Origin of the sequence: Amycolatopsis thermalba, assembly GCF_023376025.1 — a bacterium.
GTDB classification, from domain to species: Bacteria; Actinomycetota; Actinomycetes; order Mycobacteriales; family Pseudonocardiaceae; genus Amycolatopsis_E; species Amycolatopsis_E thermalba.
In genome coordinates this window covers 102,493-116,562 of sequence record NZ_CP091196.1, presented here as the reverse complement: position 1 = coordinate 116,562, position 14,070 = coordinate 102,493, and the positions used below count along the sequence as shown (strand labels likewise).

19 protein-coding genes, 1 tRNA gene and 1 pseudogene are annotated in these 14,070 nt (G+C 70.9%); 10 read left to right on the top strand and 11 right to left on the bottom strand.

Annotated features, from left to right (window positions below; genetic code table 11):
* Positions 1 to 104 precede the first annotated feature (104 nt).
* Entirely contained in the window at positions 105 to 383 is a 279-nt protein-coding gene (locus tag L1857_RS00580; protein ID WP_233157337.1) for a PASTA domain-containing protein, read from the bottom strand.
* 242 nt (positions 384 to 625) lie between these two features.
* Between L1857_RS00580 and L1857_RS00575 the strand changes: the two genes are divergently transcribed.
* A complete protein-coding gene (locus tag L1857_RS00575) occupies positions 626 to 967 on the top strand; it encodes a hypothetical protein (RefSeq protein WP_233157336.1) in 342 nt (113 codons plus the stop codon).
* A gap of 55 nt (positions 968 to 1,022) precedes the next feature.
* The gene (locus L1857_RS00570; protein ID WP_116110990.1) at positions 1,023 to 1,562 is read left to right on the top strand and encodes a DUF305 domain-containing protein; all 540 of its coding nucleotides are present in this window, start codon (positions 1,023 to 1,025) and stop codon (positions 1,560 to 1,562) included.
* Between the two features lie 39 nt (positions 1,563 to 1,601).
* Here the strand turns inward: L1857_RS00570 and L1857_RS00565 are convergent, their stop codons facing one another.
* The 4 genes from L1857_RS00565 to L1857_RS00550 all read right to left on the bottom strand — a co-directional run bounded on the left by L1857_RS00565 (position 1,602) and on the right by L1857_RS00550 (position 4,678).
* Positions 1,602 to 1,865 (bottom strand): DUF3040 domain-containing protein, encoded by a 264-nt coding sequence (locus tag L1857_RS00565; RefSeq protein WP_116110989.1) that lies wholly within the window; start codon positions 1,863 to 1,865, stop codon positions 1,602 to 1,604.
* Positions 1,866 to 2,139: 274 nt separating this feature from the next.
* Positions 2,140 to 3,360, bottom strand: coding sequence for an MFS transporter (locus L1857_RS00560; RefSeq protein ID WP_116110988.1), 1,221 nt, complete (start codon positions 3,358 to 3,360; stop codon positions 2,140 to 2,142).
* Positions 3,361 to 3,591: 231 nt separating this feature from the next.
* Positions 3,592 to 4,344 carry a ZIP family metal transporter gene (locus L1857_RS00555; protein WP_094006447.1) on the bottom strand — a complete coding sequence of 251 codons (753 nt, stop codon included), beginning with the start codon at positions 4,342 to 4,344 and terminating at the stop codon, positions 3,592 to 3,594.
* 133 nt (positions 4,345 to 4,477) lie between these two features.
* Positions 4,478 to 4,678 carry a MerR family transcriptional regulator gene (locus L1857_RS00550; RefSeq protein ID WP_233157335.1) on the bottom strand — a complete coding sequence of 67 codons (201 nt, stop codon included), beginning with the start codon at positions 4,676 to 4,678 and terminating at the stop codon, positions 4,478 to 4,480.
* A gap of 470 nt (positions 4,679 to 5,148) precedes the next feature.
* Between L1857_RS00550 and L1857_RS00545 the strand changes: the two are divergent.
* Positions 5,149 to 5,328, top strand: a pseudogene (locus L1857_RS00545) (helix-turn-helix domain-containing protein); the annotation flags it as partial.
* 141 nt (positions 5,329 to 5,469) lie between these two features.
* Positions 5,470 to 5,895 carry a hypothetical protein gene (locus L1857_RS00540; protein ID WP_116110987.1) on the top strand — a complete coding sequence of 142 codons (426 nt, stop codon included), beginning with the start codon at positions 5,470 to 5,472 and terminating at the stop codon, positions 5,893 to 5,895.
* Here L1857_RS00540 and L1857_RS00535 read toward each other — a convergent pair whose 3' ends face one another.
* Positions 5,896 to 6,657, bottom strand: coding sequence for a GntR family transcriptional regulator (locus L1857_RS00535; RefSeq protein ID WP_116110986.1), 762 nt, complete (start codon positions 6,655 to 6,657; stop codon positions 5,896 to 5,898).
* A gap of 92 nt (positions 6,658 to 6,749) precedes the next feature.
* Entirely contained in the window at positions 6,750 to 6,956 is a 207-nt protein-coding gene (locus L1857_RS00530; RefSeq protein ID WP_094006392.1) for a helix-turn-helix domain-containing protein, read from the bottom strand.
* A gap of 62 nt (positions 6,957 to 7,018) precedes the next feature.
* Between L1857_RS00530 and L1857_RS00525 the strand changes: the two genes are divergently transcribed.
* Complete coding sequence (locus L1857_RS00525; RefSeq protein WP_158224446.1) at positions 7,019 to 7,177, top strand: hypothetical protein; 159 nt, start codon at positions 7,019 to 7,021, stop codon at positions 7,175 to 7,177.
* A 79-nt stretch (positions 7,178 to 7,256) separates the two neighbouring features.
* On the opposite strand, the gene L1857_RS00520 is transcribed toward L1857_RS00525, so the two are convergent.
* A tRNA-Lys gene (locus L1857_RS00520) sits at positions 7,257 to 7,329 on the bottom strand.
* Between the two features lie 111 nt (positions 7,330 to 7,440).
* Between L1857_RS00520 and L1857_RS00515 the strand changes: the two genes are divergently transcribed.
* Positions 7,441 to 7,779 carry a P-II family nitrogen regulator gene (locus L1857_RS00515; protein ID WP_094006391.1) on the top strand — a complete coding sequence of 113 codons (339 nt, stop codon included), beginning with the start codon at positions 7,441 to 7,443 and terminating at the stop codon, positions 7,777 to 7,779.
* Here L1857_RS00515 and L1857_RS00510 read toward each other — a convergent pair.
* The 3 genes from L1857_RS00510 to L1857_RS00500 form a co-directional block, all read right to left on the bottom strand.
* Positions 7,776 to 8,183 (bottom strand): hypothetical protein, encoded by a 408-nt coding sequence (locus L1857_RS00510; protein WP_094006446.1) that lies wholly within the window; start codon positions 8,181 to 8,183, stop codon positions 7,776 to 7,778. The genes L1857_RS00515 and L1857_RS00510 overlap by 4 nt on opposite strands.
* Positions 8,176 to 8,541, bottom strand: coding sequence for a hypothetical protein (locus L1857_RS00505; RefSeq protein WP_116110985.1), 366 nt, complete (start codon positions 8,539 to 8,541; stop codon positions 8,176 to 8,178). Before L1857_RS00505 ends, L1857_RS00510 begins: the two co-directional genes overlap by 8 nt.
* A 458-nt stretch (positions 8,542 to 8,999) precedes the next feature.
* Positions 9,000 to 9,407 carry an acyl-CoA thioesterase gene (locus tag L1857_RS00500; protein WP_094006389.1) on the bottom strand — a complete coding sequence of 136 codons (408 nt, stop codon included), beginning with the start codon at positions 9,405 to 9,407 and terminating at the stop codon, positions 9,000 to 9,002.
* Positions 9,408 to 9,539: 132 nt separating this feature from the next.
* On the opposite strand from L1857_RS00500, the gene L1857_RS00495 reads away from it, so the two are divergent.
* The 4 genes from L1857_RS00495 to L1857_RS00480 all read left to right on the top strand — a co-directional run bounded on the left by L1857_RS00495 (position 9,540) and on the right by L1857_RS00480 (position 14,067).
* Positions 9,540 to 11,171, top strand: a complete 1,632-nt coding sequence (locus tag L1857_RS00495) for a thiamine pyrophosphate-dependent enzyme (RefSeq protein WP_283258031.1) — start codon at positions 9,540 to 9,542, stop codon at positions 11,169 to 11,171.
* A gap of 182 nt (positions 11,172 to 11,353) precedes the next feature.
* Positions 11,354 to 11,557 carry a cold-shock protein gene (locus L1857_RS00490; RefSeq protein ID WP_094006388.1) on the top strand — a complete coding sequence of 68 codons (204 nt, stop codon included), beginning with the start codon at positions 11,354 to 11,356 and terminating at the stop codon, positions 11,555 to 11,557.
* A 162-nt stretch (positions 11,558 to 11,719) separates the two neighbouring features.
* On the top strand, positions 11,720 to 13,111 hold the full coding sequence (locus L1857_RS00485; protein WP_249464256.1) for a hypothetical protein: 1,392 nt from the start codon (positions 11,720 to 11,722) through the stop codon (positions 13,109 to 13,111).
* Positions 13,111 to 14,067, top strand: a complete 957-nt coding sequence (locus tag L1857_RS00480; RefSeq protein ID WP_094006386.1) for a glutamate ABC transporter substrate-binding protein — start codon at positions 13,111 to 13,113, stop codon at positions 14,065 to 14,067. Before L1857_RS00485 ends, L1857_RS00480 begins: the two co-directional genes overlap by 1 nt.
* Positions 14,068 to 14,070 lie beyond the last annotated feature (3 nt).

The following is a 14,070-nucleotide window of genomic DNA, read 5'->3' as shown; positions in this document are numbered from 1 at the left end:
GAATGGTTCCGTGCGGCGCCGCCGGGTGTCAAAGCAGTGTCAAAGGCTGGGAATCACCCACCGGAATAGTTCCCGGTGTCACTCTTTCGAGTGAGGAAACCCGATCAGGCGGGCTGCAGGGTGTCCGCTTCTTCGGTCGGCGGCGGCGTGATCGGATCGTCCGACGGGCGGCGGCCGTGCTGGGTGATCAGGACGACCGTGGCGCCCTGCTCGGCGCCGGCCGTGCCGATGGGCGCCTGCGCGACGACCACGCCGTCCTCCGGCGCCGGCATCCCCTCGGGCCCGGCGGGGACCAGCCCGGCGCGGCGCACGATCGCGCACGCGTCGTCCGCGCCAAGGCCCACGACGTCGGGCACTTCGACTACCGGCCGGTGTCGCCGCATGCGACCAGTCTAGGCGCAGATCGACGACGTTCGCCGGAGCGCGGAACCGGGTATACCGGACGGGTCGACCACGACCGAGGAGGACGTCATGGTGCATCCCGTGCCTCCCGGTCCCGAGCCCATCCCGCCCGGGCCGGGTCCCGAACCGGTGCCGCCGCCCCCGCCCGAACCGCCGGTACCGCCGACGCCACCGGAGCCACCGATGCCGCCGCCGGATCCACCGCTGTCGATATCCTGACCGCGTGACGGTGACCGGCTGGCGACGAGTGGTGCTGCTGTGCCTGCTCGCGTTCGGCCTGGTCGGCATGCACCACGTCGCCGGGATCGAGCACCCGCACAGCCCGGCGGTGACCGTGGTCGCCCACGCCGGGCAGCCCCACGGCGACCACGGCGTGACGCACGACGCGTTCCACCTGTGCCTGGCTGTGCTGCTGGCCGGGGTCCTGCTCGGCCTGTGGATGCTGCTGCGTGCCGCGCCGGCCCCGCCGCTGGTGCGCCGTCCCGCCGGTCGTCCCCGCTCGCGGGCGCCGGACCGGCCGTCCGGTCGCGCGGTGCTCGCCGGCCTCTGTGTGCTGCGGCTGTGATCGGCGCTCGCCCGCCAGATTCGCAGTAGCAAACACACGAGAGGTTCCTCTTCCCATGCGCAAGATCATGGGCGGCCTGCTGCTGGCCGCCACCCTGCTCACCGGTTGCGGCGCCGAGCCGCACGAATCGCACGGCGCGGCCACCGAACAGGCCGGTCACAACCAGGCCGACGTGGAGTTCGCCCGGATGATGATCCCGCACCACGAGGGTGCGCTCGAGATGGCGAAGCTGGCGCCGGAGCGCAGCACCGACCAGCGCGTGCTCGACCTCGCCGCCCGCATCGAGCGGGCGCAGGACCCGGAGATCCGGCAGATGCGCGACTGGCTCACCCGGTGGGGCGCACCTGCCGCACCGATGGACCACTCGATGCCGGGCGCGATGAGCCACGACGACATGGCGATGCTCGAGCACGCCACCGGCGCCGAGTTCGACCAGCGGTTCCTGCGGATGATGATCGAGCACCACGAGGGCGCGGTCGAAATGGCGCGGACCGAGCTCGCGCAGGGCACCAACGCCGACGCGAAGGCGCTGGCCCAGCGGATCATCGACACGCAGCAGGCCGAGATCACCGAGATGCGGGCGATGCTGCCCTAGCTCGCGGCGGCGGGGCGGGCCCGGCGCCCGCCCCGCCCGTCACGGCCGGATGGCGCCGATCCGCAGGCACACGCCCGTCGTCAGGCTCAGGATGCCGACGAAGAGCAGGAACACGTGGGCGGCGACCGCGCCCAGCCCGACGAGCACCCCGCCGAGCACCATCAGCGTGACGCACAGGAGCCGGCGGGACAGGCCCAGGTGGTGGAAGCGGCCTTCACGCAGTGCTCTGGTCAGCTCGGGATCGCTGACCTCGAACCACTGCTCGATCGCCCTGAGCTGCTGCTGCTCGTTCCGGCTCAACATGCTGCCGCCCCTGGGTCGCCGTTGACTGGTCTGCTCCGGCGGATACCCGCATCAGCGCAGGTCAATCCGGGTTGACCCACCCGTGCTACGGCCGCCGCACCACCCGGTGAACCGACGAGCCGGCACCGGTTGTCCGCCTTGACCAGCGGCGTGGCCGCGCGCGAGCCCGGCCGCCAGTCCGGAAAGATCCACAGTGGACCGGTGTGAGCCGGTGGTGGTCCCGCGGTCGATCAGCCGCAGCGGCGGCTTGGACTCGACGCCGGTCGCCTGCCCGTCACGCCACCGACGGAGCGAGCACGGGTTCGACGACCTGCCGGCGTGCCCGCTGCAGCGCGAGCGTCGCCACACCGGTGGCCGCGAGGGTGACCACGCCCGCGACCAGCAGTGCCTCGCTCGCGCCGAACCGCTCACACATCCAGCCGAGCAGCGGGGCACCGGTGGCGCCCGCGGCCGCGGCGACCGCGCCGTCGATCGAGAGCACGCGGCCGCGCATGTCCTCGGCCGAGTCGAGCTGCAGGCGGGTGCTCTTGGCGGTGTCGATCAGGACCGCGCCGGCCGCGATGGGCAGGATCACGGCGCCGAACCCGAGCATCCCGGGCAGGAAGCCGCTGACGGTCTGCAGGACGCTCGTCACCGCGGCGGCGCCGAGCAGGAGCGGGAGGGTGAGCTCCCGCACGCGAGCCGCGATCACGCCACCGATCACCGTGCCGACGGCGAACACGGACGACAGCAGACCGTAGCCGGCGGCGCCCGAGTTCAGCGGTCCCTGCGCCATGGCGGCCATGGTGACCTGGTAGTTCCGGCCCAGGCCGGACAGCACGAAACCGAGCGTGAACAGGACGATCAGCACGTGGCTGCGGCGCACGTAGGCCAGGCCCGCGCGCACCCCGGCGCGTTCGGCCCTGGCGACGGCGAGCGGGTGCAGCTCGGCCGTGCGGATCACGAGGACCGTGACGATCACGGCGATGAAACTGGCCGCGTTGAGCGCGAAGAGGAGCGCGTCGCCGACCGCGGCGGCGAGCACGCCGGCCAGGCTCATGCCGAGGACGCGCCCGGCGGAGTTGATGATGGAGCCGAGCGCGAGGGCGTTGCCCAGGTCGTGGCGGGGGACGACCTGCCCGGCGAAGCGGCCCAGCGCGGGGGATTCGAACGCGCCGACCATCCCGGCGACGGCGGTGAGGCCGTAGATGCCGGCCAGCGGCATGTCCTGCCACACCAGGACGGCCAGCAGCAGCGCGATCACCAGATGGGTGGTCTGGCCGGCGAGGATGATGCGCCGGGGCGGGAACCGGTCGGCGATCGCGCCCGCCCAGGGGCCGACGAGGAGCGCCGGGAGGGTCGAGAGCAGGACCGACAGACCGACCGAGGTGGCCGAGCCGGTGGAGGCCATCACGACCCAGTTGAGGCCGAGCACCTGCATCCAGGTACCGGTCACCGACACGAAGTCGGCGGTCGCCCACAGGCGGTAGTTGTGGTTTCCGAGCGCGCGGATCATCGGCGGCAGTTGTCGCCGCAAGGTCTTTCCTTCCGAAGTGCCGGGGCGGTCCCGAACGGGTCCCGGCGGTGGGACGTGCGTCAGGCCCGGGCAGGTCGGCGCCCGGGCCTGGATTTCCCGGGCAGGCGCCCAGGAGCGCGCTCCACGCTACCGGCGGGTTCGCCGGCTGTCCTTGTGTCGATGGCGACAGTGGGCGCTGCTAACACTTCGCCACTGTGGCGAGGGCCGCAGTCAGCCCAGCCGCTCCAGGGCGAACGCGGTCAGGAACCCGGCCGCCGTGATCAGGCCGGTCACCAGCTGGGCCTCCTCGAACGCCTCCGGCACCATGGTGTCCGCGATCATCGCGAGGATCGCGCCCGCCGCCACCGCCGTGATCACCGCGATCGTCTCCGGCGCGGCTCCGCCGAGCACGAGGTTCCCCAGCAACGCGGCGACCCCGCTGGCCAGGGCGATCCCGCCCCACACCCCGAACACGTACCGCGCGCCGCGGCCCGCCTGCTTCATCCCGGCGGCGCTCGACAGCCCCTCCGGCACGTTCGAGATGAACACCGCCGCCAGCACCGACACCCCGATCCCGCCGCCGCCGAGCAGCGACAACCCCAGCACGACCGACTCCGGCACCCCGTCCAGCAGCGCGCCGATCGCGATCGCGCTGCCGCTGCCCTGCACGTCGGACTCCGACGGCTGCCGGTCGTGCGACCGCTTCCGGTGCCGCGCGCCGCGCCGCGCCAGCCCGGCGTTCGCCAGCACGTACGCCACGGCGCCGCCGAGGAACCCGATCGCCGTCGGCAGCAGGCCGCCGGTGCGTTCGGCCTCGTCCATCAGGTCGAACGCGAGCGCCGAGATCAGCACCCCGGCCCCGAAGGCCATGATCCAGGCGACCACGCGCGACGGCACGCGCACGAACCACGCCACCGCCGCGCCGATCACCAGCGCCGCACCGCCGACCAGGCCCCACACCCCGGCCTCGAGCCACTCCGGCATCCGCATCCCCTCCGCACACTCGTCCGGCACGGTCATCGTCCCGTGCCCGGTCGCGTCGTGCTCGGTTCCGCCACTCGGCCGAGGCTGAGAAAGCGCTTACTTCGCCGTCGCCAGATCGTCCTATTCGGACCGGTCAGGGCTCGTCCGTGCGCCGTTCCCGCAGCGCGTCGAGCTGTTTGCGCACGTCTTCGACGTCCCAGCGGTACTGGCCGCCGGGGGTGATGAGCGCCGGCCGGATCCAGCCGCGTTCGGCGTAACGGCTGATCGACCGCCGAGACAGGCCCAGCTCGGCCGCGAGTTCACCCGAGCCCACCGTGCGTCGGCGTGCAGTCATGATCGTCACCGTATTGGGTGACATGCGGGGTGCGCGCGGCCCATGGCCCTCTTGACCCGCATAGCCCCGTTGTCCTTGTTGACCCAGTTGGGTTATTGAGGTCCTCGCGGGGAAGCGAAACCATCGGTTCGAGCCCGCCCGCCGACTCCCATGTCCCGGGCAGGTCCCGGGCGGGCTCCCATATCCTCGCGGGTGTGCGCTTCCCGGCCTCGTAACAGGCGTTTCGGCTCGTCCGACTGCACGACATGGTGAGCCGCCGCGTCTTCCGGCGCCTGCGGTGTCCTGGGTGCGGCCGGACGCGCCGGGAAATGCGCGTGTTCGGCACACCGCGGCACGACGAGTCCGGGAACGTCAAGCCGCGTCGGCAGGTGCGCCGCGAACTCGACGCGCAAGCGGACGCCTGGCGCCCAGAGCCCCGTTGCGACCGGTGCCGCTAGTTTTGGAGCAGCCGCTCCGTTACGGTTCCGGTCGTGCCCCGGCCCCGCGTGCACGACCTCGACCGGCTGCTCGACACCGCCGAGCGCCTGGTCGCCGAGGACGGCGCGGTGTCCGTCCGCAGCCTCGCGGCGGCCGCCGGGGTGTCGAACGGCGCGATCTACCACGCGTTCGGCTCGATCAACGCGCTGCTCGGCCGGGTGTGGCTGCGCGCGGACCGGGACCACCATGATCGCCGTGACCATCGCACCTGCATCCTTCCCGCGCGCACTTGACCGGCTGGTAACGGTTAGAACCCGACTCGTCCGATAGCCCTCCTGACAACCGACAGGAGTGAGCAATCCCCGAAGCGGCTGGTGTGGCCTTGGGTATTCCTCGCCGTCGTCATCACGGCCTCGGCGCTGGCGGTCGTCATCACGCTCATGGTCACCTCCGGCGAAGAGGACCGCGGCCCGACGACATTCACAGTCACAGGGACCTTCACTCTGAAGGACGGAGTTACCGCCTATGCGCCCGACGGAGGCGACTGTCAGGGGAGCCGTGGCTACAGCGACATCTCAGGTGGTGCCCAAGTCACGGTTTACACCAGTTCCGGTTCCGTCGCAGCGATCGGGCAGCTCGGACCAGGACGGCACGGGCCGAGCGTGTCCTGCCAGTTCGACATCGTCATACCGAATGTCCCAACCGGCCAGGGCCCGTACCAGATCGAGGTCAGCCATCGGGGCAAGATCGGCTTCAGCGAGCAAGAGGCCAACAGGGTCGCGATCTCACTCGGGAATTGATTACTCGGCTTCCCACTCGTAGACGAGGCGGTATCGGTCCGCAGCCATGATGATGTCGTTCATCTCCAGGGCGACGCCGTCGGTGCGGAAGGCCAGGCGGGTCACGGTGAGCACCGGCGTGCCAGGTGGCAGCTCGAGCTGGGTGCGCTCCTCGTCCGTCGGCATTCGCGCGCCGACGTCTTCCATGAATTGGCTGATGACGTGGCCGGCCTCTTCGAGCCGGGCGTAGGCGCCGCCCTTGCCGGTGTCGACCTCTTCGAGCACGGTCCCGCGCGTGAACTCCCGCGGCAACCGGCTCACCGCAAGCTGCACGATCAAGCCGTTCGCGCGCATGACGCGGTCTCGCACGGTGACCTCGTCGCCCTCTGCGATGCCGAGCAGTTCCGCAGCGCGGGCATCCGCGGGCTCGAACCGGATCCGCACACTGGTACTCGGCGTGAAGCCCTGGCGCGCGGCGTCGGCTAGGAAGGCGCCTTCGTTCCGGGCGCGCGCGGCTCGGGACAGGCGAGACCGGGCGAGTCGAGTGACGCTGGCCGGCGGGCGGACGAACACCCCAACACCATGCTTGATCGTCACCAAGCCGTCGGCGGCGAGCAGCCGCATGGCCTCGCGCACTGTCCGGCGGGAGACGTCGTACTGCTCGACGAGCTGGGTCTCACTGGGCAGCTTCGAGCCAGGTTCGTACTCGCCGCCGCCGATCTTCTCCCGCAGCGCGTGTGCGATCTGCCGGTAGACGGCTACTCCGCTGGACGGATCGACCATCGCTGAATTCTCCCAGTTGTCTGCTCGTGCTGACCACTGCCTACCTCTGTGTCACCCTCGACACGTGTACTCATCTCCACAAGTACACGAGTCTACGAGTCATCGGAGGGGGCCTCGTGGTCCCGTCGCAGCTTGGCGATCTGCGCACGCACGTCCTGCAGGTCCCACCGGTAGTGCCCGCCCAGCGTCGTTTCCGTCGGTTTCAGCAGGCCGAGCTTGACGTACCGCGTCAGCGTCCGCGCAGAGATCCCCAGGACCTCGGCCACCTCCGGAGTCCGCAACAGCCGACGCTTGATCATCACCCGGCCACTGTCCCGCTTGACTCGATTGGCTGGACGTTTGGCGCAAGACGGTAGCGACCGTGCTCGACGATGCGGGTCTGACGACCACTCAGATCGCCGACCAGCTCGGCAACACGCCGCGGGTGGTGGAGAAGCACTACCGGGCCAAGCGGGTCAGCAACGAACATGCCGTGGCTGCCTTGGAGTCGATGTTCGGCACCGATGATGAGGAGGAATGAAAGTGTGCAGTTTTCGTGCAGTCCGGGTTCCTGGGGTCCGAAATGAAGAATCCCCCAGGCCGTTGACCTGGGGGAAGAGTGGGGCGCCTGGGGCTCGAACCCAGAACCTACGGATTAAAAGTCCGCAGCTCTACCAATTGAGCTAACGCCCCGTGAGGTCAGCTTAGCGACCATCGCCACCCAGTCCGGTCCGGGGTGGTGCCCGTGTCGCCGGCGTAGGGCGCTTCTAGTGTGGCCGGACGCCGGGGAAGAAGGAGCACCGAGTGAAGCTGCTGACCGCTGTCGTGCGGCCGTTCGTTCTCGATGGTGTTCGGCAGGCTCTCGAGCAGCTCGCGGTTCTCGGCATGACCGTGACCGAGGTGCAGGGCTACGGCCGCCAGAAGGGGCACCGCGAGGTCTACCGCGGCGCCGAGTACCAGGTCGACTTCGTGCAGAAGCTCCGCGTCGAGGTGTTGCTCGACGACGAGCTCGTGGAACGGGCACTCGACGCGGTCGTCCAGGCGTGCCGGACCGGGCGGATCGGTGACGGCAAGGTGTGGGTGACCCCCGTCGACACCGTCGTGCGCGTTCGCACCGGCGAGCGCGGGCCGGACGCCATCTAGCGGCGCGCGGTCCGCCGCAGCCAGAGCAGGCCGATCACCGGCAGCACCAGCGGGATGAACAGGTACCCCTCGCCGTAACCCGACCACACCGTGGCATCCGGGAAGGCCTCCTGGTCGAACACGCTGAGCGTCCCGACCACCAGGACCCCGAGCAGCTCGATCCCGATCGCCGCCACCGCCAGGCGGAACGACAGCTCCCCGCGGCGCGCCAGTGCGACCGTCGCCACGATGTAGATCACCGCGGCCAGCGCGGACAGCGTGTAGGCCAGCGGCGCCTCGTGCCACTTCGTCGAGATCTGCACCGCCGCGCGCGACGTCGCGGCCAGCGCGAAGATCCCGTACACCGCCACCAGGATCCGGCCCGGCCCCGTCGCCACCGTCCGCCGCTCCGAACGCTCAGCCATGCCCGGCACTCCAAATCTGGTGGATCCGCTCGACCATCACCGGGATCGCCAGGCACGCGACACCCAGGATGACCGTGCTCGACCGGCTCCGCTCGGCCAGCGCCCACGCCGCCCCGGCCGGCAGGATCACCAGCGAACCGACGAGGTAGGCCAGGTAGGTCACCATGCTCCCGGGCCGGTCACCACCGATCAGCAGCACGATCCCGACCACCAGCTGCGCGACGATCAGGACCTCGACCACCCCGAGCGCCACCAGCAGCGCGCGCCCCGGCTCCCGGCCCCGCGCGGCGGAGACGAAGGCCCACACGGCGACCAGCGCGGCGCTCACCGCGACGGCCACGCCGAACCCAGTGATCACCGATCCTCACCCACCGTCGAACACCACTTCCGACCGCAGCTTAGCCGCGTGGCGCGCACCACCGGCCGCCAGGAGCAGTGGCGACGGAAAATAACCGACCGGTTCCGCGGCCACCCGGATGGCCGTACCGTGCCCGATCCGCCGATGACGCGATGACCTGTGCAGAGGGGCCCGGACCCGGACATCGTGTGGCGAACGGGTGGTGGAAAGCCCACGGGCCTCACTGCCGGTGAACCCGAAACCCCCGCCACGCCGCCGGTTCGGCGGTGCGACGTGCCGCCGCCCGCGAGCACCATGAACGAGGGGCAGTGCTACCGAACCGAGGGGGATCGGGTGATCTTCCAGTTGAACTGGCGTGGAAACCCGGAGCGGATACTGACGACGATCTTCGCGCAGGCGACCGACCGGATGCCGGGCCTGCGGCCACCGGGCCGCTGCCGGCTGCGCGCCTGCCCGTGTCAGGCCAGCGCCTCCAGCGACTCCCGCAGCTTCCCCTCGACCGGCACGGGCCGCCGCGTCTCGCGGTCGACGAACACGTGCACGAAATGACCCTCGGCGACCGGTTCGCCCCGATCCTCGCGGAAGATCCCGATCTCGTACCGCACGCTGCTGCGCCCGAGGTGCGCGACCCGCAGGCCGATCGACAGCACCTCGGGGAACGCCACCGACGCGTGGTAGTTGCAGTGCGATTCCACGCACAGCCCGATCACGCCGCCGTCGTGGATGTCCAGCCCGCCGCGCTCGATGAGGTAGGTGTTGATGACCGTGTCCATCAGGGCGTAGTGGACGACGTTGTTGACGTGCCCGTACACGTCGTTGTCCTTCCAGCGGGTGGGCACCTGCTGCCAATGCGGGTACGAGGTCACGGGCGGCAGCTTAAGGCCTCTACTCTGGGGTGATCGTTCACTCGTAGGGAATCTCAAGATCACTTGACCGGAGTAGCGCCGCGCTGGGAACCTCTTCCCATCGGGTACCAAGAGGGATGGACCGTTGCCGAGATCACGGTCCGCGTGCTGGTCGACGCCGGGGTCCGGCGTGCCTACACCGTGGCCGGGAACTCGTTCCTCGAACTCCTCGACGCCCTCCGGTTCGAACCGCTGATGGCGTTGGTCACAGCGCGCCAGCACGCGGGCGCGGCGTTCATGGCCGAGGCCGAGGGCAAGCTGCGCGAGGTCCCGGCGCTGCTGCTCGGCGGCCCCGGCCCGGGCATCGCGGACTTCCTGGTCGCCGTCCGCTCGGCCCACCAGGACGGCTCGCCGATGGTCGTGCTGGTCGAGGAGCGCGCGAGCGTCCAGCTGGGCGGCCCCGGCATCCAGGACGAGGTCGCCCAGCTGGACCCGCTGACGCTGTTCGGCCCGTTCGCGAAGTGGACCGGCCGCGCCGAGACGGCCGCCCAGGTGCCGGTGCTCGCCGCGCGGGCGGCCCGCGCCGCCCGGGACGGGCGCCGGGGGCCGGCGATCCTGGCGGTGCCGGCCGACTTCTGGGTCGCGCCCTTCGACGGCGTCATCCCGGAGCCCGAGCCGCGCCTGGACGACACCGGCGCGGTGCTGCGGTCCGCGCACGAGGTCGCCGCCCTGCTGGCCGACTCGCGCTACCCGGTGGTGATCGCCGGCGGCATCGGGCGCAGCGCGCGCAAGAACCTGATCGCCGCCGCCGAGCAGCTCGGCCTGTCCGTCTACACCGCGTTCCGCCGTCAGGACAGCTTCCCGGAGAACCACGCGCGCTACGCCGGTCACCTGGGCGTCGGCATCCCGCCCGGGCAGCTGGACGCGCTGGAGCGGGCCGACGTGGTGCTCGCCATCGGCACCCGGCTGGACGAGGTGACCACGCAGAACAACCGGTACCCGCTGTCCGCGCAGACGCTGGTGGTGATCGGCCCCGGCCTGCCCGCCACCCACCGGCGCGGCCTGACGTTCCGGATCGACTGTGAGGCCGGTCCCTTCCTGCGGAAGCTGGTGGCGGTCGGCGTCGCCCGGTCGCGGCGCAGCTCGGCGGCCAACGCGGCCACCCACACCCACATGACCCCGCCGCGCACCAGCCCGGACAACCCGCTGGTCCACCCGGCCGACGTGGTCCGGGTGCTGCGCAAGGTCGCGCCCGAGGACACCGTGGTGACCGCGGACTCGGACTCCACCGCCCGGTTCGTGCACCGGTACTGGTGCTTCACCGAGCCGCACACCCAGGTGGAGCCGCCGGACGGGGTGCGCGGCTACGCCGTCCCGGCCGCGCTCGGCGCGAAGCTGGCCGCCCCGAAGCGCACGGTCGTGGCCGTGATCTCGGACGCCGCGGCGATGATGACCGGGCAGGAGCTGGAGACCGCGGTGCGCTACCGCGCGCCGATCCTCGTCGTGGTGTTCCAGAACGGCCTGTACGCCGACATCGCCATGCACCAGGCGGCCAAGCACGGTCGCTTGAACGGTGTGTCACTCACGGCGGTGGACTTCGCGGCGTGGGCCCGCTCGTTCGGCGCGGCCGGTTACACGATCGAATCGCCCGAGCAGCTGGAGCCCACCTTCACCCGGGCGCTGCAGCACCAGCGCCCGAGCGTCGTCGACGTGCGGACCGATCCGGACGTGATCGATCCGGACACCAGGCTGTCCGCGCTGTTCCAGCGGTCACGCAAGAGCTAGCGCTTCCGCCGGATCTGTGATCTACTGGTGGAGGTCTTCGAAGATTTTGTGTTCGTGTTCAGGCACGCTCGCAAGATTTGGCGGGCGTAGTGGTTCCCCACTCGGGGAGGCAAACCGATCCGTCATCGACCCGGTGCATCGAACCGGTGTGCCGTTTGTTTGCAGTATATGGAGATTTTTGCATGGCTCAGGGCACCGTGAAGTGGTTCAACTCCGAGAAGGGGTTCGGCTTCATCACTCCCGACGAGGGCGGCGGCGACGTCTTCGTCCACTACTCGGAGATCCAGGGTCGCGGCTTCCGCACCCTGGAGGAGAACCAGCGGGTTGAGTTCGAGATCGGCCAGGGCCAGAAGGGTCCGCAGGCCACCGGCGTCAACGTCCTCTGATTCGACTTCGAACGGCAGCCCCCGTCTCCTCGTGAGGCGGGGGCTGCCGTCGTTTTTCCCACCTTCGACAACAGTGTTCACAATCCCGCCGACCTCGGTCCGGAAGATCGTGTCGTCCGGTACCTTCATGCGCGTGTGGTTCGAGGGCGAGGGGTGGAACCGATGACTGCTACCGCGACGCGGCCTGCCGTGCCCGGTGGCCCGGGCGGTGGAGTGCCGGAACCCGCCGCGTCCCCGAACGTTCCGCGCGGTGGCCTGGCCGGCCTGTTCGACCTGCCCGGCGCCGCGGTCCGCGGCATCGCGCGCTCGGCCCGCACCACACCGGGCCGGCTGACGGTGATCGCGGTCGGGCTCGTCGTGCTGGCGCTGGTCACCGGGGTGGTCGCGACGATCACCCTGCAGGACCGCAAGAACACGATCAACGACCTCATCGACCACCGCGAGCCGCTGGCCGCGGCCTCGCAGGAGGTGTACCGGTCGCTGTCGGACGCCGACGCGACCGCGGCGAGCGCGTTCCTCGCGATCGGCGTCGAACCGCCGTCGCTGCGCCAGCGCTACGACACCGCGATCGCGCGCGCCGGGGTCGCGCTGGCCAAGGCCGCGTCCGACTCGGCCGGCGTGCCGGAGGCCGCCGCGCAGGTCGAGATCCTGACCCGCCAGCTGCCCGTCTACACCGGCCTGGTCGAGACCGCCCGCGCCAACAAGCGGCAGGGCTTCCCGGTCGGCTCGTCCTACCTGCTCGAGGCCTCCAGCCTCATGCGCACCACGATCCTGCCCGCCGCCCAGGACCTGTACCGGATCGACACCGACCGGCTGGCCGAGGAGCAGGACGACGCGAGCGGCTTCCCGTGGGCCACCACGCTCCTGGTGCTCGCGCTGCTCGCGGCGCTGATCGCGACCCAGGTCTACCTGACCCGCAAGACCAACCGGGTGCTGAACATCGGGCTGGTCCTGGCGACCGGGGCCACCGTGCTCGCGCTGCTGTGGGGTGCGACGGCGGTCACCGTGCAGAGCGTGCTGGTCAGCAGCGGCGACTCCGAGGGCAGCCACCAGGTCGACGTGCTGGTCCGCGCCCGCATCGCGGCGCTGCAGGCCCGCGCGAACGAGATGCTGACCCTGGTCGCGCGCGGTGACGGCGGCACCTACGAACAGGAGTTCAACACGCTCGCCCCGCAGGTGACCGGCCTGCTGAACGAGGCGCGCGGGTTCGCCACCGGGGACATGGCCCGCGAGGTGCAGGGCGCGGCGGACAGCGCCGAGCGGTGGCTGAACACGCACCAGGAGATCCGCGCCAAGGACGTCGACGGCGCCTACTCCGACGCCGTGAAGCTCGCGGTCGACTCGTCGGTCCAGGGCGGCGCGGCGACGACCTTCGCCAACCTCGACGACGCGCTGGTCGCCGCGATCGGGCACGGTAGGCAGGCGTTCCTCGACGACACCCGGGGCGGCGACCGCGCGCTGACGCTGCTCGCGCCCGGCTTCGCGGTGCTCGCCGTGGTCGCCGCGGCGGGCGCCACCATGGGGATCAGGGACAGGCTGAGGGAGTACCGCTGATGGCTCGGGGGAAGGTGGCCGCGCTCGTGGCGGCCGTCGCGTTGCTGGCCGCCGGTTGCGGCAGCGCCGGGACGCCGGCCGACCCGGCGCCGGTGGGTGACGTGCAGGCGCCGATGCCGGCCGGGGTCGGCGGCGGCGATCCGGGGCGCGGCAACGGGGCGGACAACAACTGCGACACCCGCAGCCTCTCGCCGAGCGGGTCGATCCCGTCCGGGTCGACGATGGACAAGATCCGCGACCGCGGCCGCCTGATCGCCGGGGTGGACCAGACCAACTTCCTGTTCGGCTTCCTCAACCCCTCCAGCGGCAACCTGGAGGGCTTCGACATCGAGATCGTCAAGCAGATCGCCGCGTCGATCTTCGGCCGGTGGGAGGGCCACATCCAGTGGGTGGCCATCCCGTCGTCGGCGCGGGAGGACGTGCTGAAGGATCGCCAGGTCGACATCGTCGTGCGGACCTACAGCATCACCTGCACGCGGATGAAGGACGTGGCGTTCTCCGCGCCCTACTACCAGGCCGGGCAGGCGGTGCTGGCGGCGAAGAACTCGGGGATCCGCGGCCTGCCGGACCTCGGCGGCAAGCGGGTGTGCGCGGCGAAGAACTCGACTTCGCTGTCCACGATCAGCACCGCGCCGTCGCGCCCGATCCCGGTGTCGGTGAACAACTGGTCGGACTGCCTGGTGCTGATCCAGCAGGGCCAGGTCGACGCGATCTCCACCGATGACGTGATCCTCGCCGGCATGGCGCGGCAGGACCCCAACCTGGAGGTCGTCGGCGAGCCGTTCACGCGCGAGTACTACGGCGTCGGCATCCCGCTGGGGCAGGACGACATGGTCCGGTTCGTCAACGCCGTGCTGGAGAACGTCCGCAACGGCGGTGCCTGGCAGAACACGTACCGGTACTGGATCGAGCCGGCGCTCGGACCGGGTTCGCCGCCGTCCGTGTCCTACCGCTGAGGG